Origin of the sequence: Streptomyces sp. NPDC008092 (assembly GCF_042957285.1) — a bacterium.
Classification (GTDB): domain Bacteria; phylum Actinomycetota; class Actinomycetes; order Streptomycetales; family Streptomycetaceae; genus Streptomyces.
Map to the genome: position 1 here is coordinate 253,389 of NZ_JBIBHY010000013.1, position 19,828 is coordinate 273,216.

General features: G+C 69.7%; 16 protein-coding genes and 2 pseudogenes. 12 read left to right on the top strand and 6 right to left on the bottom strand.

What is annotated here, in order from left to right:
- Positions 1-59 precede the first annotated feature (59 nt).
- Positions 60-994 (bottom strand): annotated as a pseudogene (locus ACFZB3_RS36380) (IS630 family transposase).
- Positions 995-1,087: 93 nt separating this feature from the next.
- Between ACFZB3_RS36380 and ACFZB3_RS36385 the strand changes: the two are divergent.
- Together ACFZB3_RS36385 and ACFZB3_RS36390 are read left to right on the top strand one after the other, a co-directional pair.
- Positions 1,088-1,873, top strand: a complete 786-nt coding sequence (locus ACFZB3_RS36385; RefSeq protein WP_391383457.1) for a hypothetical protein — start codon at positions 1,088-1,090, stop codon at positions 1,871-1,873.
- Positions 1,874-2,017: 144 nt separating this feature from the next.
- Positions 2,018-2,398 carry a hypothetical protein gene (locus ACFZB3_RS36390; RefSeq protein ID WP_391383460.1) on the top strand — a complete coding sequence of 127 codons (381 nt, stop codon included), beginning with the start codon at positions 2,018-2,020 and terminating at the stop codon, positions 2,396-2,398.
- 331 nt (positions 2,399-2,729) lie between these two features.
- Here the strand turns inward: ACFZB3_RS36390 and ACFZB3_RS36395 are convergent, their stop codons facing one another.
- The 4 genes from ACFZB3_RS36395 to ACFZB3_RS36410 form a co-directional block, all read right to left on the bottom strand.
- Positions 2,730-3,326 (bottom strand): hypothetical protein, encoded by a 597-nt coding sequence (locus ACFZB3_RS36395; RefSeq protein ID WP_391383463.1) that lies wholly within the window; start codon positions 3,324-3,326, stop codon positions 2,730-2,732.
- Positions 3,327-3,389: 63 nt separating this feature from the next.
- Positions 3,390-4,241, bottom strand: a complete 852-nt coding sequence (locus ACFZB3_RS36400; protein WP_391383465.1) for a MarR family transcriptional regulator — start codon at positions 4,239-4,241, stop codon at positions 3,390-3,392.
- A gap of 442 nt (positions 4,242-4,683) precedes the next feature.
- The gene (locus ACFZB3_RS36405; protein WP_391383468.1) at positions 4,684-5,271 is read right to left on the bottom strand and encodes an Lrp/AsnC ligand binding domain-containing protein; all 588 of its coding nucleotides are present in this window, start codon (positions 5,269-5,271) and stop codon (positions 4,684-4,686) included.
- A 123-nt stretch (positions 5,272-5,394) separates the two neighbouring features.
- On the bottom strand, positions 5,395-6,501 hold the full coding sequence (locus ACFZB3_RS36410) for an amidohydrolase family protein (protein ID WP_391383470.1): 1,107 nt from the start codon (positions 6,499-6,501) through the stop codon (positions 5,395-5,397).
- 131 nt (positions 6,502-6,632) lie between these two features.
- Between ACFZB3_RS36410 and ACFZB3_RS36415 the strand changes: the two genes are divergently transcribed.
- The 8 genes from ACFZB3_RS36415 to ACFZB3_RS36450 all read left to right on the top strand — a co-directional run bounded on the left by ACFZB3_RS36415 (position 6,633) and on the right by ACFZB3_RS36450 (position 17,274).
- A complete protein-coding gene (locus tag ACFZB3_RS36415; RefSeq protein WP_391383472.1) occupies positions 6,633-8,138 on the top strand; it encodes a glutamine synthetase family protein in 1,506 nt (501 codons plus the stop codon).
- Positions 8,139-8,284: 146 nt separating this feature from the next.
- Positions 8,285-9,811, top strand: coding sequence for an amino acid permease (locus ACFZB3_RS36420; RefSeq protein ID WP_391383475.1), 1,527 nt, complete (start codon positions 8,285-8,287; stop codon positions 9,809-9,811).
- Between the two features lie 2 nt (positions 9,812-9,813).
- Positions 9,814-10,770, top strand: a complete 957-nt coding sequence (locus ACFZB3_RS36425; RefSeq protein ID WP_391383480.1) for an acetaldehyde dehydrogenase (acetylating) — start codon at positions 9,814-9,816, stop codon at positions 10,768-10,770.
- Positions 10,767-11,852: a 4-hydroxy-2-oxovalerate aldolase gene (dmpG, locus tag ACFZB3_RS36430; RefSeq protein ID WP_391383482.1), complete on the top strand. Its 1,086-nt coding sequence runs from the start codon at positions 10,767-10,769 to the stop codon at positions 11,850-11,852. Before ACFZB3_RS36425 ends, dmpG begins: the two co-directional genes overlap by 4 nt.
- Complete coding sequence (locus ACFZB3_RS36435) at positions 11,852-14,206, top strand: pyruvate dehydrogenase (protein ID WP_391383487.1); 2,355 nt, start codon at positions 11,852-11,854, stop codon at positions 14,204-14,206. Before dmpG ends, ACFZB3_RS36435 begins: the two co-directional genes overlap by 1 nt.
- A gap of 19 nt (positions 14,207-14,225) precedes the next feature.
- Positions 14,226-15,419 carry an aminotransferase class I/II-fold pyridoxal phosphate-dependent enzyme gene (locus ACFZB3_RS36440; RefSeq protein ID WP_391383490.1) on the top strand — a complete coding sequence of 398 codons (1,194 nt, stop codon included), beginning with the start codon at positions 14,226-14,228 and terminating at the stop codon, positions 15,417-15,419.
- A gap of 39 nt (positions 15,420-15,458) precedes the next feature.
- The gene (locus ACFZB3_RS36445) at positions 15,459-16,118 is read left to right on the top strand and encodes a hypothetical protein (protein WP_391383501.1); all 660 of its coding nucleotides are present in this window, start codon (positions 15,459-15,461) and stop codon (positions 16,116-16,118) included.
- 313 nt (positions 16,119-16,431) lie between these two features.
- Positions 16,432-17,274: a class II glutamine amidotransferase gene (locus ACFZB3_RS36450; RefSeq protein ID WP_391383505.1), complete on the top strand. Its 843-nt coding sequence runs from the start codon at positions 16,432-16,434 to the stop codon at positions 17,272-17,274.
- 310 nt (positions 17,275-17,584) lie between these two features.
- Here the strand turns inward: ACFZB3_RS36450 and ACFZB3_RS36455 are convergent, their stop codons facing one another.
- On the bottom strand, positions 17,585-18,145 hold the full coding sequence (locus ACFZB3_RS36455) for a TetR family transcriptional regulator (RefSeq protein ID WP_391383512.1): 561 nt from the start codon (positions 18,143-18,145) through the stop codon (positions 17,585-17,587).
- Positions 18,146-18,237: 92 nt separating this feature from the next.
- Between ACFZB3_RS36455 and ACFZB3_RS36460 the strand changes: the two genes are divergently transcribed.
- Both ACFZB3_RS36460 and ACFZB3_RS36465 read left to right on the top strand, forming a co-directional pair.
- Positions 18,238-18,534 carry a hypothetical protein gene (locus tag ACFZB3_RS36460; RefSeq protein ID WP_391383515.1) on the top strand — a complete coding sequence of 99 codons (297 nt, stop codon included), beginning with the start codon at positions 18,238-18,240 and terminating at the stop codon, positions 18,532-18,534.
- A gap of 246 nt (positions 18,535-18,780) precedes the next feature.
- Positions 18,781-19,825: pseudogene (locus tag ACFZB3_RS36465) on the top strand (IS701 family transposase).
- Positions 19,826-19,828 lie beyond the last annotated feature (3 nt).

The following is a 19,828-nucleotide window of genomic DNA, read 5'->3' on the forward strand; positions in this document are numbered from 1 at the left end:
CTGTCTTGGTTGCTTCGGTAAGGGCTGCCACGGCCTATTTACCCGAAACTCAAAGGGTTCTATTCGAGGCTGCAGTGGACGTGCGGGCCGCCGAAGTACCCGCGGACGATGTGCGGCTGGCGCTGGCGCCGGTAGAAGAACCTGTGCATTTCGGCAGCCAGTTGAGCCTGGTCCCGGGGTCGGGGTTCAGCTCCGGCGAGTATGCCGGAAGAATGTGCAGCTCGATGCAGTCCTGGTGGTCGACCAGCCAGGCGCGGACCTTGCGGGAGCGGTGGGCGGAGTGGCCATCCAGGACGAGGTGCACCTTGTGGTCGAAGTGGCCGGCGAGGCGGTCTATGAAACGGCACATCACGTCGGCGTCGAAGGTCTCGGTGAACACCATGAAGTGCATCCGGCCCTTGGTGCTGATCACTGACATCGCGTTCACGGAGAACCTGTTGCCTGTGTGGCGCACGACGGGGGTGCACCCCCTGGCGCCCCAGGTGTGGCCTGTGACCTGGTCGGAGCGGATGCCGACCTGGTCTGCGAAGAGCACATCCCCGCCCTCGGCCTCCGCCTTCGCGCGGATCGCCGGCCAGGTCTCCTCCCGCCAGACGAGGACGGCTTCCGCGTCCTGCTCGACCGCCCGCTTGTCCGGGCGCTGGAACGACAGCCCCCAGCTGCGCAGGTACTTGCCCACGCCGTGCTCGGTCAGCCGCACCCGGTACAGCTTCGCGATCAGATTCCCCACGCCTGCACGTGTCCACAGCTGCCCGGCCAGCCCCAGGTCGCAGGGAAGGTGATCCAGCACGGCCTGCCGAATCGCCTGCTGCTCGACCATATCGAGAACCTGATGTTCGCCGAGCCGGCGCCCACGCGGCTGGGCCACGAGCGCCTGGCGTCCGCCTGCCAGCCACTTCGCCCACCAGTTGTCCACCGCCTTGAGCGAGACCTGGAATACCGCCGCGACATCCTCGCGAGTGCGGCCCGCCGCCAGCGCGGCCACCGTCCGCATCCGCAGGGCCTCGTGGGCCGACGGCGACAACTGCCGTGCATCTCCCACCAGTTCACTCACACAGCTACCGTTTCGGATCAACAGACCGGGCTGGTGATCCTTTTCCTGTCCGCCGACCCGGTCCTGGAGTCCACCGATCCCACCCAGCTCGCCGGGTACGACTACTCCGGCAACAACCCGACCACCGGGTCCGACCCGACCGGCCTGGACAACTGGTGGGCCGACCCCACCATGAACAAGCCCGTGATGCCTGGCGCTCCGCCCATCTCACAGGACCTCGCCAATGCCCAGGGCTTCGGTGACCTCTGCAACGCGCACAACTGCTCCGACTACTCGCCGTACAAGAAGCCCAGTTTCAAGCGCAAGCTCATCAATGCGATCCAGGACTACGAGCGCAAGGAACAGCAGCAGAAGTCGAAGCTGCACCAGTGGTGGCAGAGCCTGAAGAACTACGGCCACGCCATCCTCGACAACGGTCCGAACCTGGTCATCCACGCAGGTGAGACGGCCCTGGGGATCTTCATCACCAACGTCGGGGCCGACGTGGCCGGCGGCGGGGTCGTCATCTGTCTCTCCGGCATAGGCTGCCTCGTGGGAGCCCCGGTCGCAGCGGCCGGAGTCGCCACAGCCGCAGGCGGCGCCGGGCTGGCGGGCTACGGCACGAAGGGCCTCGCCGACGACATCAACAAAGTATTCAACGAAGCTGAAGATTCGGCGTCCTCCGGAAGCGGAAGCCTGCCGAGCGTGGGCGTTTTCGGGTCCCTGACCTTGACGGCAAGTCTCTGTCAGACGCTGAGACGGAAATTTCCAACCAGGGGGGTTCACTTTCAATTCGTAGACCGCTGGTTGCTATCGTTGCTACGTCCTCCCGGACGGTAGCGTGATTTGGATCAGGCCGAACGAAGAGGTTCAGCGTATTGGACCCAAGATCAATCCAGGCCCGAATCGGAAGAATTACAGTCTACTTTTTGGGCCGGATGGAAACGTGACATCGGAACGCTCGGCAGGGGGGACGGTAATTCGGTGAACGAATTCGCACGGCTTTGTGAAAAGGTGCCGGACTTCGCGGGATACGTCATTGATCGGCTGTCCATGTCACGTATCGAGGAAGCTGATGCGCTCGATATCGGATTGCGTTGGGGGCCCGGGAAGCCGGATGTAACGCTGTCCTTCCGGGACGTTTTCTATTTCACGATCGGGAGGATTCCCGGGCCGGGGGCTGAACCGTTGGACAGGTTGGCGGCGCAAGTTCTGCAGCCGCAGGACCAGCCTTGGCCGGACGGGCTCAGCATGGATCTTGTGCGCTCGGCCTCGCTCCCGACGCTGATCTGGGTTCGCGCCGAAGGTCCGGTTCAGCTCAGTGTGGTTGCTGCTATTGCCACCATCTTTATGGAGGCGAGCTGATGACACGGGTCCCGTACTTCAGCCGGGCTTCGGGGTACCTCCTGCTCGGCGGCGTGGAGGAGGGGGCGTGACTGGACGGCGTGGGGGCTTTATGAGTTCCCCGGACATGGGGCGCGTCGCGGTGTTCCTCGCCGGCCCGGAAGGCAGGCGATCCGGACGCGGCGCGGTACCTCTCCGCCGTCCGGCGGGGGCCGCCGCAGCAAGGTTTGGAAGCGTCGATCTGCTTTCGTTCCAAGCTTCAGCACTCCCTTGCCACCTGTCGACGTACTTCTCAGAACTACTCCACCTGATCGGAGATTTCTGCACCGGGGAGAGGTCGGGGCAGACGGAGTCATCTCCTGGGCATGGCAGTGGCAGGGAGGTGAACTTCCAGCACGACTGCGGTGCCGGCCACCGTTCGATCCTCGTGCATATAGATCTGTTGGCCGGTTTCGATGTGCGCCCAGTGAGAGGGGGTGAAGGGAACGAGGCGGACAGTGGCCCGGCCGCCGGGCTCTAGGACGGCCATGTCTTCGACCCAGAGCCTGGCGATGTTCAGCGAAGTACCCCCGGCGGGTGACGAGTTCCCGATGTTCCACATGGGCTGCAGAACACCGTGACCGGAGATGGGTGTCCTGCGTCGCGTCTCCGTGGCCGGACGGAGCGTCAGATCGGCTCGGATCATGCCGTTTCGGATCTCGGAACACCGCCAGTGGCACCAGGCCGCGCTCCGTTCAAGGCGGAGTTGCTCGGCTGCCTCTGCAAGCTGCTCCCAGAACGTCAAAGGCAGCGGATGTCCGTCCCCGAGCTCCTCCAGCAGGCCCAGCGCGATCTCCCATTCGTCGTGGGCCAGATAGTCCCAGACGTCTCGCGCTGTGATGTCGTTCTCGGTAGCGATCTCTTCCGGGATCAGGAGGCAAGCCGCTTCGAGTAGTTCGGTGACTTCCATGGGGTCATTGTCGACCACATTGCCGGGCGTCTGATCATGAAGATCTGTGGCGATTCCTGCGTGTCACTGCGAACCTGCGGCCACCAGGGTCGCGGTGATGGGTTCGAGCTCGGTGATCAGTTCGTCGAGTTCGGCGGGGGACAGGGCGTCGTAGGGCGGGGCGGCGAGTTCGTCGGTGAGGGTTTCGACGCGCTGTTTGGTCGCGCGGCCGGCGTCGGTGAAGTGGCCGTCGGTGTCGACGAGTCCGCGTTCGCGCAGGCCGTCCATGACCGCGGCCAGGCGCGCTTTCGGCAGGTGATGGATGCGTCCGAACGACTCCGGGGGGTGGATGCCCTGTTCCAGGGCGGAGAGCACGTGGGCCTCGGTGCCGCCGATGCGCGCGCCGACGAGAGCGGCGATGTGCCCGTCGCCACGGTGCTCGCGCAGCATGGTCGCGGAATGCCACAGCCGGGCGACGGGGTCGCCGGGCACCTCCAGGGTGCGCATGCCGGCGTACATCACGCGGCCTTCGGTGGGGGCGCTCGTCGCGGCCCTGGTGGTCAGGTCCGCGGAGCGCACCAGGCCCGGGGAGCCTGCCAGCTCGTCGCCGAGGATGCGCCGTAGGGAGGCCGCGCTGCCCCGCTGCCGCGCGGCGACGGAGGCCTCGGGCGGGATGGTCTCCCAGGCGCTGGGGATGTGCCGTGCGGCTTCCCCGTCGGCGAAGTTGTAGAAGGCCGCGTGCACGACCTGGGCCGGCACCCGTCCCAGTGGTGCGGCCCGGCTGGCGAAGTAGCCGTCCCAGTAGGTGCGGTGGCCGAGTGCGGCCAGTTCCTCGTTGCACTCGTCGGCGAGGAAGGTGACCAGGCAGATCGGCTCCAGGAGCTCGAACATGCGACGGGCGAGGTGAGTCGTCGGGTGCGGGCGCGTCGTGCCCATGGGGTCCTCCCTATGTCAGGTGCGCCGGCTTGGACCGTCCGGCACACCGAAACTCATCGGCGACCGAACGGAGCCCGCATCGGCGTCCAGTCCGGGAACAGACGGCTTGGTCCGCGCCCACTGCGTCGTCGGGTCGTTGGTCTGGTGTGTCGTTGACGGATACGGGAGAGACAGGTGGGCATCCGGGGTCGGCGCCGCAGCGGTGTGCAACGGCACGGACCCGCATGCCCTGGGAAGCGACTGCCCGGCCAGGGCGCCGGAGCACGCCGCAGCCGGATGCACCGGACACGTGCCCGAGCTCGCGGCACACCGGATCAATTCTTTGCTTCGAGGGCAACGCCCCCGGCTTCCTCCACTGCACCGGTAATCGAGCCACTGTGCGGCAGGGTGTCGTTGTCCGGACCGCGGCGCCGGCCGGGCTGTCCTGCCCGACCAGCAGGTGCTATGCGCCTCGCGCGCTGTCCGGTTCGTCCGACTGCGGCAGGGATCCCAGCATCTGCTGGGCGAAGTTCCCGGGCTCGTACGAGTACAGCACCAGCGCCGTGTCCGTGTGCCGGATCCCCTCGAAGGCGAGCAGCCGTTCGAAGTACACCTCGTTGAAGTGGGCCTGGTCCCTGACCCGCAGGCGGACCTGGAGGTCGGAGGACCCGGTGACGACGTCGACCTGCTCGACCTCGGGTATGCCGAGGATGGCCTGGGCCACTTCGCGCTGGTCGGCGCTGCGCTCCGAGGTGATGCCGACGAGCAGGGTCAGCCCTCGGTCGAGGAGGGCGTAGTCGATCTTTGCCCGGTAGCCCTGGATGACCCCGGTCGACTCCAGGCGGGCGATCCGGTCGGCGATGGCCGGGGCCGACATGCCGATGGCGCGGGCGATGGCCCGCTGGGACATCCGGGCGTCCGTCGCGAGATACGTGAGGATCTGCAGGTCCGTCGAGTCCAGTGGGGGAGGGCCGGCAACGGGGCGAGTGCCGGGGTGGCGCCTGGCCGGGCGTTCGCTCGTGGGTTCGGCCTCATCCTTCTCGGGCGGCATGCCCCCTCTTTCCCCGGACCTGATGTCCGATTCCTTCCCGGGCGCCGATGCGGCGCAGGACCGGACGGCCGTACGACATCGCACACCGTAACAGCAGGACGCGCCCGTCCGGCGGCCCTGCGATCATGCGGGCTGCCTGCGGACATACAGCTCCCGCGCGTTCCCGTCGAAGGCCCGCTCGCGGGTCCGCGCGAGCCACTCGGCCCCGATTCCCGCGGCCGTCATCGTCTCCTCGGCCTGCTGCCAGGCGTCCCGTACCGCGCACGCCGCGAACCACAGCGTCTCGGGCTGCCCGTGCCCGTCCGTACCGATCGTCAGGCGGTCCGCAGGGACCAGGTCCAGCAGCCGGACGATCCGGTCGGCGAGGGTCAGCGGCGCGAAGAGGTTGGACAGGGACAGCTCGGCGTACACGTTGGGCCTGCTCAGGGCCAGGTAGCCGAGCTCCTCGGTCCAGGGGAAGCCGCCGTGGATCAGGACGACGGTCGCGGCTGTTCCCTCCTCGGTGTGCAGCAGGTCCTCCAGGAGCAGCGGGTTCGATCCGGACAGCCGCAGATCCGAGTCGCCGAACCCGGTGTGGAACTGGACGGGCAGGTCATGGCGTGCCGCGACGCCCAAGGCACGGCGCAGTGCCAGGTCCCGGCACGCCTTGCCGCGCCGGCGCACCGGTTCGTCGCCGGCCAGTGACCGCTGGGCCTCGTCCAGGGTGACGTCCGCCCGGACGGCGAGCCCCGTGCGGTAGGCGGCGATGGTCTTGAAGCCGGCGCACCCCGCCCGAGCGGCCCGCTCGCAGTGCTCCTCGACCTCGGCGACGATCGTCCCGGCATCGGCCCCGGCCGCGATGAGCCGGTCGACCAGCGGGTCGAAGCGGGCGAGCCAGTGCACGGGGCGGCCGGTCAGCGCGGTGTAGGGGCCGACGACGGACGCCTCCGCGTCCGCGTCGATGGAGCCGATGTCGAAGACCAGCTCATCGATGTCGGCGTCGGCGAGCAGCGCCCGCACATGGGCGGGCCAGTCCCGCGCCGCCTCGGCGCGCGCGGCCTCGACCTCCTCCGGGGCGCACTTCAGATAGGTGGCCAGGCGCCGCCGCATCAGTTCCTGGCCGGCGCGCAGCGGCCCCGCCTGTTTGCGCCGGGCGACCGCGGGCGGGCTGTCGCCCACGCACAGCGAGATGTCCGCCAGGTCGAGGGGCTGTGCGTTCAGCCCGAAGGTGTGGCAGTGGTCGTCGATCACATCGCCTCCAAGTGAAGACCTTGACATACCTTACAAGCGACCGGACACTCATCGCTATCGGCTTCCAATTGTAAGACATCATCGATTTTTCACCTTCCTAATGGAAAATCCGAGTGTGAGGAACCCTCCCGATGACAGCTGTTCCCAACCCCGCGGGCGTCGGCCGCCCGGGATTCGTCGCCGAGCACGGGCTGCACACGCCCGAGCAGCAGGAAGCGGCGGAGAAGGTGATCGCCCGCATCGAGGAGCTCGACCTGCGCACGATCCGGGTGGTCGTCGTCGACCAGCACGGCGTCCCGCGCGCCAAGTTCCTCTCCCCGCAGGCCGCCGCGGCCGCATTCCGCAACGGCGTGGACTTCTCCGGTGCCGTCTACAGCCTCGACACCGGCAACCGGGTCTTCCCGCCCGCCTTCGCCGAGGGCGGGGGCTTCGGGATACCCGAGTTCACCGGCTTTCCCGACATCGTGATCGTCCCCGACCCGGACACCTTCCGGGTCCTGCCCTGGGCGGACCGCACGGGATGGGTGCTGTGCGACGCCTACTTCGCCTCCGGCGCCCCGCTGCCGCTCGACGGCCGCAGGCTCCTGCGCGAGCAGCTGCGGCGGCTCGCGGACCGCGGCCTGACCTACCTGTCGGGCCTTGAGGTGGAGTTCTACGTCACCCGCCGCCGGACCTTGGTGATCGGGCTCGACGAGACGGGCCAGCCGCCCGCCCCGCCCGCGGTCGACGTGTTCGAGCAGGGATACCAGTTCCTGTCCGAGGTCCGGCTCGACGGAGTGCTCGACACGGTCAACGCCCTGCGGGACGGACTGGACGGCGTGGGGCTGCTGCCCCGGTCCATGGAGGACGAGTGGGGGCCGGGCCAGCTGGAGTTCAGCTTCAGCCCGATGCCGGGCCTCGGCACCGCCGACGCCATGATCCTGTTCCGCAGCGCGGTCAAGCAGATCTGTCAGCGGCGCGGGCTCCAGGCGACGTTCATGTGCAAGCCGCCGCTGCCGAACTTCGGCTCGTCCGGCTGGCACCTGCACAGCTCGCTGCTGGACGCGGCCGGTCGCAACGCCTACGCGGACGACACCGCGCTGCTCTCGCCGCTCGGCATGAACTACCTGGCCGGGCTCCTCGACCACGCACCCGCCATGACGCTGTTCGCCAGCCCGACCGTCAACGGCTACGAGCGGTTCGCCCCCTACACCTTCGCCCCGGACCGCATCTGCTGGGCCGTCGACAACCGCGGCGCGCTCGTCCGGGTCCAGGGCGGTCCCGGAGACAGTGGCACCCACCTGGAGAACCGGCTCGGCGAACCCGCCGCCAACCCCTACCTCTACCTGGCCTCGGACATCGCCGCCGGCCTCTCCGGGATCGAACGCGGACTCACCCCGCCGCCGCCCGCCGGCGCGGACCCGTATGCGCTGGAGGCGCCCTCACTGCCGGCGAGCATGGGCGAGGCCATCGCGGCCCTGGAGGGCGACCCGGTGTTCCGGAGCGCCTTCGGTGACGGCTTCGTCGACTATTTCCTGATGCTGAAGCGCGCCGAACTCGCCCGGTACGAGGCCGCCGGCACGGACGCGAAGGACGAACAGAGCGCCGCCGCCGCGAGGAACGAGTGGCAGATGCGCGAGTACTTCGAGTTCTTCTGACCCGGCCCCGACGCCGACCGCACCCCCGCTCCCCGTGAAAGTCCCCGAAGTCCCCGCGACAGTCCCCGCGAAAGCCCCCGTGGAAGCCGCCGTATGCCCTCCGGTTTAGCCCGTCCCCCTCCCTTCCCGCTCATGAAGGAAGCCCCATGTCCGAGAGCACGTCAGCAGCACCCCCGAGTGACGGCACCGCCCCCGCGCCCCGCCTGGCCCGGGGCAGCCTGAGCGTCACCGACGCGATCGCGATATCCGTCTCGCTCCTCGCCCCCGGGCTCGCCATGTTCCTCAACGTGGCCGGTGTGTCGGTCGTCGCCGGCGCCTCGACCCCGCTCGCCTTCCTGCTCGGCGGCGTCGCCTGCCTGGCGCTGGCCTTCGTGGTCGTCGGCTTCACCCGGCGCATGGCGTCAGCCGGGTACGCCTACAGCTACGCGAGCCGCAGCCTGGGCAAGCGGGCCGGCTTCCTGGCCGGCTGGCTGTACGCCTTCGGGTTCGTGTGCTTCACCCCGATGCTCATGGCGGGCGTCGCCTACCTGCTCGTCGACCTGCTCCAGGTCGGCGCCGGCTGGTGGTTCCCGTTCTTCCTGACCGGGATGGTCCTGCTGGTCGCCCTGTCCGTGGTCCGGGTGAAGGTGACCACCCAGGCCCAGATCGCGGTGGCCGTGGCGACCGTCGCGCTCATCCTGGTCGTCGACGTCGTCGTCACCGTCAAGGGCGGCACCGCCGGGCACACCGTCCAGCCCTTCACCTTCGACCACACCCTCAAGGGCGGCTTCTCCGGCGTCTTCTACGGAATCATCCTCGGCATCACCTCGTACATCGGCTTCGAGACCGCCGCCGACTTCGGCGAGGAGACCGCGAACCCGCGCAAGGCCGTCCCCGTCGCGATCATCACCACGGTGGTCTTCGCGATCGTCCTGTACGTGTGGACCACCTACGCCCTCGACATCGGCGTCGGCACGCACGACAACGGCGCGGCCTTCGCCGCGGAGCCCTCCGCCCTGAAGGCCGTGGCGACCCGGTACGTCGGCGGCTGGCTGGGGAACCTGCTGGAGCTCGGCGCCCTGCTGTCCGCGTTCTTCGCCTGCGTCGGCTGTGTCATCGCCGTCAGCCGCACCCTGTTCTCCATGGGCCGTGAAGGCGTGCTGCCCAGCTGGCTCGGCCGCACCCACCCCCGCTTCCGGACCCCGGCCAACGCCACCGTCGCCGTCGCCGCCCTCGCCACCGTCCTTGCCGTGATCGTCGGCTTCGGCATGGCCCAGAAGGCCTTCGGGGGCGCCGCGTTCACGGTCTTCTACTTCTTCGCCACGCTCGGCACGCTCGCCGTCATCCTCGTCTACATCGGCCTGTGCTTCGGCGGAGCGGTCTTCTTCAAGCGCACCCACGAGCGCTACAACGCCCTCGCTCATCTCGTCGTGCCGGTGGCGGGCGCCGCGCTGTTCGCGGCCGCGCTCTACGGCTCCGTCTACCCGGTGCCGGCCTTCCCCCTGAACTACACGCCCTACCTGACCCTCCTGTGGCTCGTCCTCGGCGTCGCCGTGATCGCGGCGCTCAAGGCACGCAACCCGGCCGCCATCGAGCGGATCGGCTCGATCCTCGGCGAGGAGGGCGGCGGCACCGCGGCCGACGAACTCGACGCGGTCGCGGACGCACAGACAGCAGCAGCAACCAAGGAGTGAACATGACCAGCACCGAGCCCGAGGCCCGGTCCAGGGCCAAGGTGGCCATCATCGGGTCCGGCAACATCGGAACCGACCTGATGATCAAGATCCTGCGGCTCTCCGACACCCTCGAAGTCGCCGCGATGGTCGGCATCGACGAGACCTCGGACGGACTGGCCCGCGCCCGCAGGCTGGGGGTGACCGCGCTGTCCACCGGAGTCCAGGGGCTGCTCGACCTCCCGGACTTCGACGAGATCCGCGTCGTCTTCGACGCCACCTCGGCCGAGGCCCACCGGGCCAACCACGAGGCACTGCGCGACACCCACGTCACCCTGATCGACCTGACCCCGGCGGCGATCGGCCCGTTCCTGGTGCCGCCGGTCAACCTCGACGAACACCGCGACGCCGGCAACGTCAACATGGTCACCTGCGGCGGCCAGGCCACCATCCCCGTCGTCGCCGCCGTCTCCTCCGTCACGCCGGTGCACTACGCCGAGATCGTGGCGTCCATCGCCTCCCGCTCGGCGGGCCCCGGAACCCGGGCCAACATCGACGAGTTCACCCAGACCACGGCCCGCGCCATCGAGCAGGTCGGCGGCGCCGGGCGGGGCAAGGCGATCATCATCCTCAACCCCGCCGAACCGCCGCTGATCATGCGGGACACCGTCATGTGCATCGTGGACGACTGCGACCAGGAGGCCGTCTCCCGGGCCGTGGAGCGGATGGTCGAGGACGTGCACGCGTACGTGCCGGGCTACCGGCTCAAGCAGGACGTGCACTTCAGGAAGTTCGGCCCCGAGGACTTCGAGGCCGACCTCGTCCCCGGCCTGCCGCCGGCCGACCGCTACGTGGTCACCGTGCTCCTGGAGGTCGAGGGCGCCGCCCACTACCTGCCCGCCTACGCCGGAAACCTCGACATCATGACCTCCGCCGCGCTGCGGACCGCCGAACACATGCTCCAGAAGGTGACCGCGTGACGAACGAGCAGCTCTTCATCCAGGACGTGACCCTGCGCGACGGAAGCCACGCCATCCGACACCGCTTCCGCGTGGAGGACGTACAGGCCATCGCCGCCGCACTGGATGCGGCGGGTGTCGCCTCGATCGAGGTCGGGCACGGCGACGGCCTGGCCGGCAGCAGCCTCAACTTCGGCCCGACCCCGGCAGGCGGCGAGCTGTCGTGGATCGCCGCGGCCGCCGAGGTGGTCACCCGGGCCCGGCTGACGACCGTCCTGCTGCCGGGCATCGGCACGATCGACGACATGAAGGCCGCCCGCGACCTCGGTGTCCAGTCGATGCGGCTCGCCACGCACTGCACCGAGGCCGACATCGCCCAGCAGCACATCGCCAAGGCCCGCGATCTCGGCATGGACACCTCGGGCTTCCTGATGATGTCCGCCCGCACCGACCCCGCCGACCTGGCCGACCAGGCGGCCATCATGGAGGCCGCGGGCGCCCAGTGCGTGTTCGTCGCCGACTCCTCCGGCCAGCTCACCATGAACGGCTACCGCGACCGCGTCCGGGCCCTGCGCGACCGCCTCGACGCGGAGACCGAGATCGGCGTCCACGCCCACCACAACCTGGGCCTGTCCGTCGCCAACTCGATCATCGCCGTCGAGGAGGGCGTCACCCGCGTCGACGCCTCCCTCGCCGGTCTCGGCGCCGGTGCCGGCAACGCACCGCTGGAGGCGTTCATCGCCGCCGCCGACCTCCAGGGCTGGAAGCACGGCTGCGACCTGTTCGCCCTGATGGACGCCGCCGACGACCTCGTACGCCCCCTCATGGACCGCCCCGTCCAGGTGGACCGCGAAACCCTGTCCCTCGGCTACACCGGCGTGTACGGCAGCTTCCTGCGCCCCGCCGAGCAACTGGCCCGCGCCTACGGGCTGTCCACCCGCGACCTGCTGGTGGAGGCCGGGCACCGCTCGATGGTGGCCGGTCAGGAGGACATGCTCCTCGACATCGCCCTCACCCTCCGCGCGCGGAACGACCGCACCACGGACACCACCCGCACCGATCCCACCGGCACCACCCGCACCGACACCGCCAGGACCACGTGATGACCGACCAGATCACCGACCAGATCACCGCACCCGCGACCGACCAGGACGAGCTGACCGGTACCGGCCTGGACACGCTGCGCGAGGTGGAGCAGCGCGTGCTGTGGCTGTCCACCGCGATCGTCGACCACGCCAACCGGGTCCGGCCCAACCCCACCGGCCTGAAGGTGGGCGGCCATCAGGCGTCCAGCGCCTCCATCACCAGCATCATGACCGCCCTGTGGTTCGAGCACCTGCGCCCCGAGGACCGGGTGTCGGTCAAACCGCACGCCTCCCCGGTCCTGCACGCCATCGAGTACCTGCTCGGCACCCTCGACGAGAAGTACCTGACCACCCTGCGCGCCTTCGGCGGACTGCAGAGCTACCCCTCGCGCACCAAGGACCCGGTCCCCGCCGACTACTCCACCGGCTCGGTCGGCATCGGTGCCACCGCCCCCATCTGGGGCGCGATCTCCCGCCGTTACGTCGGCAGCCACTTCACCCCCCAGGCCACCGGACGCCAGTACTCGCTGGTCGGCGACGCCGAACTCGACGAAGGCGCCGTCTGGGAGGCGGTCCTCGACCCGATGGTCGCCGACCTCGGGGAGATCGTCTGGATCGTCGACTTCAACCGGCAGTCCCTCGACCGCGTCGTGCCCGTGCAGGGCGGCGAGCGCACGGCATCGCTCTTCGCCGCCGCCGGGTGGCAGGTCATCACCGTCAAGTACGGCGCCGTACTGGAGGAGTTGTTCACCCGCCCGGGCGGCGACGCGCTGCGCGAGCGCATCGACACCATGAGCAACCCGGAGTACCAGCGCCTGCTGCGCCACTCCGCGGACCGGCTGCGCGAACTCCTCCCGGGCACCGGGCCGCGGGCCGCCGACATCGGCGCGGTCCTCGCCGGCGTCGACGACGACCGCCTCACCGAGGCGTTCCGCAGCCTGGGCGGCCACGACCACGCCGCGCTGCGCCGCGCGTTCGACGCGATCGACGACACCCGGCCGACCGTCATCATCGCCTACACCGTCAAGGGATACGGCCTGCCCACCGCCGGCCACCCGCAGAACCACTCGGCGCTGCTCAAGGCCGACCAGATCGAGGAACTCGCCGCCCGCGTCGGGGTCTTGGCCGACCAGCCCTGGCAGCGGTTCGCCCCCGGCAGCGCCGCCGCCGAGCTCTGCTCACGTGCCGCCGCACGCCTGCGCCGGGCACCCGAAGCAACCGCCCCACCGCCTGCCGTGCCCGCGGACCTGGGCCGTACCCCCACCGGATCCGCGACCACCCAGTCCGCGCTCGGCCGGGCCCTGCTCGACCTGAACCGGGCCGCGCCCGAGGCCGGGGCCCGCGTCGTCACCGTCTCACCGGACGTCAGCTCCAGCACCAACCTCGGCGGCTGGGTCAACAAGGTGGGCGTGTGGTCGACCACCGAGCGCACCGACTGGTTCGCCGACGACCGCGAGACGATCCTGCACTGGCGCGAACGCCCCAGCGGCCAGCACATCGAGCTCGGCATCGCCGAGGTCAACCTGGTCAGCCTGCTGGGTGAGCTCGGCGCCACCTGGAGCCGCTGGGGCCAGCCCCTGCTGCCCATCGGCGTGCTCTACGACCCGTTCGTCACCCGCGCGCTGGAGCCCTGGTCGTACGGGATCTACGCCGGCGGTCAGTCGATCCTGGTCGGCACCCCCTCCGGCGTGACCCTCGCCCCCGAGGGCGGCGCCCACCAGTCGATCATCACCCCGTCCGTCGGCATCGAGCAGCCGGGCTGCACCACCTGGGAGCCCGCGTTCGCCCTGGACACCGAGTGGTGTCTGCTCGCCGCCCTGGGACAGCTCGGCCGCCCCGGCGGTACTTCCGCCTACCTCAGGCTGTCCACCCGCTCCGTCGACCAGGCCCTGGCAGCGATCCCCACCGACCCGGCCGCCCGTGAGCGGCGCCGCCGCCAGGTCGTCGCCGGCGGGTACGCCCTGCGCCGCACGCAGGGAACACCGGACGCCACCATCGTCGCGATGGGCGCCCTCGTCCCCGAGGCCCTCCAGGCAGCCGAGCGCCTCGAACGACTGGGAACGGCCGTCGACGTCATCTGCGTCACCAGCCCCGACCTGCTCTTCCGTGCCGTCCAGGCACGACGCGGCAAGAGCGACGCACCCAGCTGGATCCTCGACACCCTCTTCCCGGCGGACCGGGCCGCGCCCCTGACCACCGTGCTGGACGGACATCCCCACACCCTCGCCTTCCTGGCCGGGCTGGCCAAGGGTGGCGCGACGCATCTGGGTGTCACGCAGTTCGGGCAGTCCGGTGACCTGGAGAGCGTCCACCGCGCCCACGGGATCGACGCAGACAGCATCGTCGGGGCCGTCCTCGACCTCACGGACTGACCGAGCAGGAGACAAGACAGTGACCATCCCCTACGCGAACCGCATGGGCGGAGTCCGGCCGTCCGCCATCCGCGAGCTGCTCCGGCTCGGCGCCGACCCGGAGATCGTCTCCTTCGGCGGCGGATACCCCGACCCCGCGCTGTTTCCCATGACCGAACTGAGCGAGGTCTTCCAGAAGCTCCTCACCGGCGCACACGCCGAGGCGCTCCAGTACACCGAGTCCCGCGGCCTGCCCGAGCTGCGTGAACACATCGCGCGCCGGCTCACCCGGGACGGCATCGACTGCGGCGCCGACGACGTGCTCGTCGTCCAGGGCGGCCAGCAGGGCATGGACCTCGCGGCGAAGCTCGTGCTCAACGTCGGCGACACCGTCGTCACGGAGAACCCGACCTTCCTCGGCGCGCTGATCTCCTTCGCCCCGTACGAACCGCGCTACGCGCCCGTACGCATCGACGAGGACGGGATGGACATGGACCATCTCGAGGAGACCCTCGCCCGCAACCCCGGCACGAAACTCCTCTACACCGTCCCCGACTTCCAGAACCCCACCGGTGTCACCCTCGGCCTCGAACGCCGGCACCGCATGATCGAGCTGGCCAACCAGCACGACCTCCTGCTGCTGGAGGACACCCCCTACCGGTCCCTGCGCTACGAGGGCTCCCACGTCCCGACCCTGAAGAGCCTGGACACCGAGGGCCGCGTCGTGCACCTCGGCAGCTTCTCCAAGATCCTCGCTCCCGGCATGCGCCTGGGCTGGGCCGTCGCCGCGCCCGACGTCCTGGAGAAGCTCGGCCTGCTCAAGCTCGCCGCCGACACCCAGTGCAGCACCCTCAACATGGCGGCGACCTCGGCCTATCTGGACGCCTACGACATCGACGCGCACATCGTCGACGCCTGCGCGGCCTACAAGCACAAGCGCGATCTCACCCTCAAGACCCTCGCCGAGGTCCTGCCGCCCTCCGTCGGCTTCACCCGCCCCCAGGGCGGCCTGTTCACCTGGCTGTCCTTCCCCGGCGGGTTCGACGCGGCGTCCTTCATGCGGGACACCCTGCTCCCACTGGCCAAGGTCGCCTATGTACCGGGCGCGACCTTCTTCCCGGGCACGCAGGAACCCAACCACGCCCGCATGAGCTTCTCCGGCGTACCCGACGAGGCACTCGTACGGGGGCTCGGCCGCCTCGGCGAACTGCTCTGGCAGGAGCTCGGCGGCTGACGACACGGATTGCCAGGCGCCTTGAACCAAGGAACACGCATGCACCCTTCCGCAGCGCGGAGCGTCCCGTACGGGCAGCCCGCCTCTCCCCGCGCACCGCTGATGCTCTCGGTCGGCGCGCAACCCCACGACGTGGTCATGCGGCTGCAGCGCACCGGCCTCTTCGTCACCGGCCCCCTGCCCTGGGGAAGCGAGAGCGCGTGCGCGGCCCTCCTCGAACGGCGGCCGCCGATGATCGTGCTGAGCGCTCCCGACAAGGACGCGGAGACCCTCACCCGCCTCATCAAGGCAGCCGCGCGCATCGCTCCGGTGGCAGTCCTGCGACCCGGCGGGAGCGACGCCGTGGCCGCGTTCGACGCGGGAGCCTGCGATGTCCTCGACCCCGACGCCCCCACGGCCGAACTCGCCTGGCGCATCCGCGCCGACCTCAGACGATGTCCACCCGTGCTCGCGGACCCGGACGGGCCGACGGGCACCGCAAGCCAGCGACTGCTGCTCGACGTCCTCTCCCGTGCGCGGTCGGCCGTCTGCTGCCACCACCTCAGGCTCCTGCTCGGCACCCCGGACCTGCCCATGACCCTCCGAGCACTGAGGGCCCGACTCCAGCGGCTCCTGCCCTCCCTCACCGACCAGGGCCTGGAACTGGTCGTCGACCAGCAGTGGGGACTGGCCACCTACCACACCCGCAAAACCTGCTGAGCCGACAGCGGGTCGCAACCCACACCACGAACGACGCAACCGAAGGAGGAACCGATGAAGGCACTCAGCGGCATAGACAGGGAATGGGGCGGCGCACGCACCACGCCCCGGCCGGCGCCTCCAACCGAACAGCCCGGCCCCCGCAACCGAGTCGTCGGCGGCCGTATCGGAGTGGTCACCCCTCCCGCCGACGTCACCGGAATCCTGCCGGACGAGGGAGACGAGGACCCCGACCACCCACCGGAGGACCGGCACACCCCTGCCCCGTCGAACCAACCCGCCGCACGACAGGAAGCAGCCACCGATGTGCCGCATGGCCGCATGGTTCACTGACCGCGCCACCACCCCCGTGACCGCACTGGGCCGCGAAGTGGTCGACCGTATCGCCCACCTCTCCACCGTGCACGCGGACGGATGGGGCGCGGCATGGGTCGATCCGGCCGGCGCACACCACACCCACCGCTCCGTGCTGCCCGCCCACACGGACCCCGGCTTCGCGGACTTCATGACCGGCACCGAGACCCGGGCCTGCTTCGTCCACGTGCGCCTCGGCACCCCCGGCTACGGCACCGGCCTCGCCAACGTCCACCCCTTCGTCCGCGACGGCTGGGCCTTCGCCCACAACGGCGCGATCCTGCCCGCCGGCCACATCGACGCGTTGCTGCCACCAGGTAGCGAGCGAAAACCGGAAGGCCAGACCGACAGCGAGATCTACTTCCTCGCCCTCCTGGAGGAGATGGACCACACCGCGGGCGACCTCGTGACCGCGGCCGACCGGGTCATCGCCCGCACCACCGACGCGGGACTCCACGCCTCCAGCCTCAACGCGATCCTCCTCGGCCCCGACATCCTGGCGGTCATCAGCCACCACGACCCGACCGCCGGCACCGGCCACGTCCGCGTCTGGCCGGACGACGAACGCGCCACGGGCGTGACCTGGCCGCCCTACCACCCGATGCTGCACACCCGCCGCCCGGGCTTCGAGGCGGTCGTCTCCTCCGGCCTGGTACCAGAACCTGCCGCGGATGGTTGGAACTCCCTGGCCGACGACCTGGTGTGGTCCGTGGCGCTGGAGAGCGGGCACTCCACACTCCGGCCTCTGGCCGGGTACCAAGAGCGCATAACTCCCGTTCCGGTCAGCCGGTGTGAAAGCTAATCAGGCGGCCCTTCCTTCTCCGTCCGGCGGTACGCGCCCTGTTCTGCCACCAAGACGTACCGCCGGACGGTCCCAGCCATACATCGAGCAGCGCCCGTCGACAGCCGCTGCCCACCCGCCCCGTCCGGCGGCACGTCCCTGCCCTGACAAGCCGCGCGTGCCGCCGGGCGGCCCGCACGAACTGCTTACCGCGCCCCCGCCACACCGGTGCCGACTGATCCGAAGTAGTAGGACAGCCGCAGTTCGAGATCTATGAGGCTCTGACTTCCCGTGGCTGACAGCCCGGCATCGGATCGTCGGGGGGTTGGCGCTACTGGGCGCTCGGAACGCGCAGGCCGTCGAGAATGACGGCCAGCGGCCGGTCGTCGGGAGCGTACCGGCGGGCTTGAGAGGCGCCGGCGAGCAGCGCGATGACATCACTGACTCCGATGTCCGTGCGCACTGCCTCTGCCCGCTGCGCCTGCTGCAGCAGAGCGGACAGGGCTTCGGTCACCTCCTCGGCGACTGTCGCGACGGCCTCGTTCGGGTGGATGCCCAATTCGGCCAGTGCGTCCACGAGTTCGAGTTTGGTTGCCGAGCCACGGACGACGGAGGTGAAGAAGTCGAAGAAGGCCGCCCCTGCATCGGACGATGCGGCGTGTTCGCGGGCGTCGGCGGCGATCCTGGCAAGGCGCTCCACGACAAGTGCCCGCAGCAAAGCCTCTTTGCTCGGGAAATGCCGGAAGACGGTACCGACACCGACGCCGGCCGCGCGGGCGACCTCCTCGGTCGAGGCGGCCGTACCTCGTTCCGCGAAGACCTTCTCTGCCGCGGCCAGCACCCGTGCGCGGTTGCGCTGCGCGTCGGCGCGCAGGGGCCGGGCGGTGGTCATCGGCCGTTCCTTGCAACCGGAGTGGTCAGTCCGTATCCTCTAATCGGAGTCACAAGTCCGATTCTAGGGTCAACGGATTCCACGGCAACGGGATGGAGACCGGCATGTGGCAGGCGGTACTGCTCGCGTTCCTGGCCGGCATGCTGGCTGCCAACGCGCATCCTCACTTCGCCAAGGGCATCGCGGCGGAACGGTTCCCGACCGTGTTCGGATCCTCCCCGGTGGTCAACGTGCTCGCCGGCTGGTCTGGCCTGGCGCTTGCCGGGCTATGTCTTTGGGGCGCGCATCCAGTGCGGCATCCCGGCTGGGCGCTGCTCGGCATGGCCGTCGGTGCGCTGCCGATGGGTCTGTTCCACGCCACCGGCCGTACGATCGGCGCTCGCGACTGAACCCGCCCCACCCACCAGGTCGGAACCGGCTCTTCGACGAAACCGTTGCCGGGTAAGCGATCGGGCGGTGTGTCGCGGCCGGGCACGGCGCGGCCACCGCGTGATCATCAGGTGCTGTGCAGGGGCTGGTGCGGAGACGGGTGCAGCCACCGTTGATCATCGTGAGTTGTGTGGACAAACGACGAGACGGTGGCCGCAGGGCACAGCAGAGATCCCGGCCGTTGGCGGAAAGCGTTCGATGTGGCCCTGGGCCGGATCGCGGGACGGTTCGTGCGGGTCGAACCCCGGCTGCGAGCCGGGCGGTTGGTGCTGGGCCTGCTGTCCGACCTCCCGCGCAAAAACTGCTGGACGATCGCGGAGTGGGCCGGGGAAGCGACTCCGCACGGCATGCAGCACCTTCTGTGTCGGGTCTCCTGGGACGCCGACGCGGTCCGCGACGATGTGCGCGAGTACATCGTCGAACAGAACACCTCCACGACAAGGCCGCGGTACTGGTTGTCGACGAGACCGGCGACCTGAAGAAGGGCACCCGCACCGTCGGAGTCCAGCGCCAGTACACCGGCACGGCCGGGCGGATCGAGAACTCCCAAATCGCCGTCTGTCTCGTCTACGCGAGCCCGCGCGGACACGCTGCGGTCGACCGGGAGTTGTACATCCCGCGCTCCTGGACGTCTGCCCCGGCCCGCTGCCAGGCCGCGGGACTCGGCGAGGACACCGTCTTCGGAACCAAGCCGGAACTGGCCCGCCGGATGATCGAACGGTTCCTGGACGCCGGACACCACGTGGGCTGGGTCACCGGGGACGAGGTCTACGGCGGCAACCCGAAGTTGCGCGGCGCCTTGGAGGAAGGTGGCTTGGGACATGTGCTCGCGGTGCCCTGCTCGGCCGAAGCGACCACCGGCGCCGGGCCACCGTCACCTACTGATCCGCCGCAACCGCACCACCCGTGAACTCGCCTACTGCCGCTGCTACTCACCCGATCCCGTACCGCTGACTACCTTGGTGAAGGCACCAGGTCCGCCGCTACCCCTCCTGGATCCGCTGGGGCACCCTCTCGATGCTCGCCCACGCTTTCCTGGCCGTAGTCCGTGCCGACGAACACACCCGCCAGTCCACAGACGGCGGCCTGGTTCCGCTGTCCTGCAACGAGATCCAGCGCCTGTTCATCACCGTCGTCGTCCAGCCTCTCCACGACGCGGCCCACCGGCTCAGCTGGTCACACTGGCGCCGCCGCCATCAGGAGCGATCACGCGCCAGCCATTGCCGGCGACAAGCCGCATACCAGACATGAACA

Bases quoted from the DNA above. Each gene is read 5' to 3' on its own strand.
- ACFZB3_RS36395 (WP_391383463.1), bottom strand. From the start codon at position 3,326: ATGGAAGTCACCGAACTACTCGAAGCGGCTTGCCTCCTGATCCCGGAA.
- ACFZB3_RS36400 (WP_391383465.1), bottom strand. From the start codon at position 4,241: ATGGGCACGACGCGCCCGCACCCGACGACTCACCTCGCCCGTCGCATG.
- ACFZB3_RS36405 (WP_391383468.1), bottom strand. From the start codon at position 5,271: ATGCCGCCCGAGAAGGATGAGGCCGAACCCACGAGCGAACGCCCGGCC.
- ACFZB3_RS36415 (WP_391383472.1), top strand. From the start codon at position 6,633: ATGACAGCTGTTCCCAACCCCGCGGGCGTCGGCCGCCCGGGATTCGTC.
- ACFZB3_RS36420 (WP_391383475.1), top strand. From the start codon at position 8,285: ATGTCCGAGAGCACGTCAGCAGCACCCCCGAGTGACGGCACCGCCCCC.
- ACFZB3_RS36425 (WP_391383480.1), top strand. From the start codon at position 9,814: ATGACCAGCACCGAGCCCGAGGCCCGGTCCAGGGCCAAGGTGGCCATC.
- ACFZB3_RS36435 (WP_391383487.1), top strand. From the start codon at position 11,852: ATGACCGACCAGATCACCGACCAGATCACCGCACCCGCGACCGACCAG.
- ACFZB3_RS36445 (WP_391383501.1), top strand. From the start codon at position 15,459: ATGCACCCTTCCGCAGCGCGGAGCGTCCCGTACGGGCAGCCCGCCTCT.
- ACFZB3_RS36450 (WP_391383505.1), top strand. From the start codon at position 16,432: ATGGCCGCATGGTTCACTGACCGCGCCACCACCCCCGTGACCGCACTG.
- ACFZB3_RS36455 (WP_391383512.1), bottom strand. From the start codon at position 18,145: ATGACCACCGCCCGGCCCCTGCGCGCCGACGCGCAGCGCAACCGCGCA.
- ACFZB3_RS36460 (WP_391383515.1), top strand. From the start codon at position 18,238: ATGGAGACCGGCATGTGGCAGGCGGTACTGCTCGCGTTCCTGGCCGGC.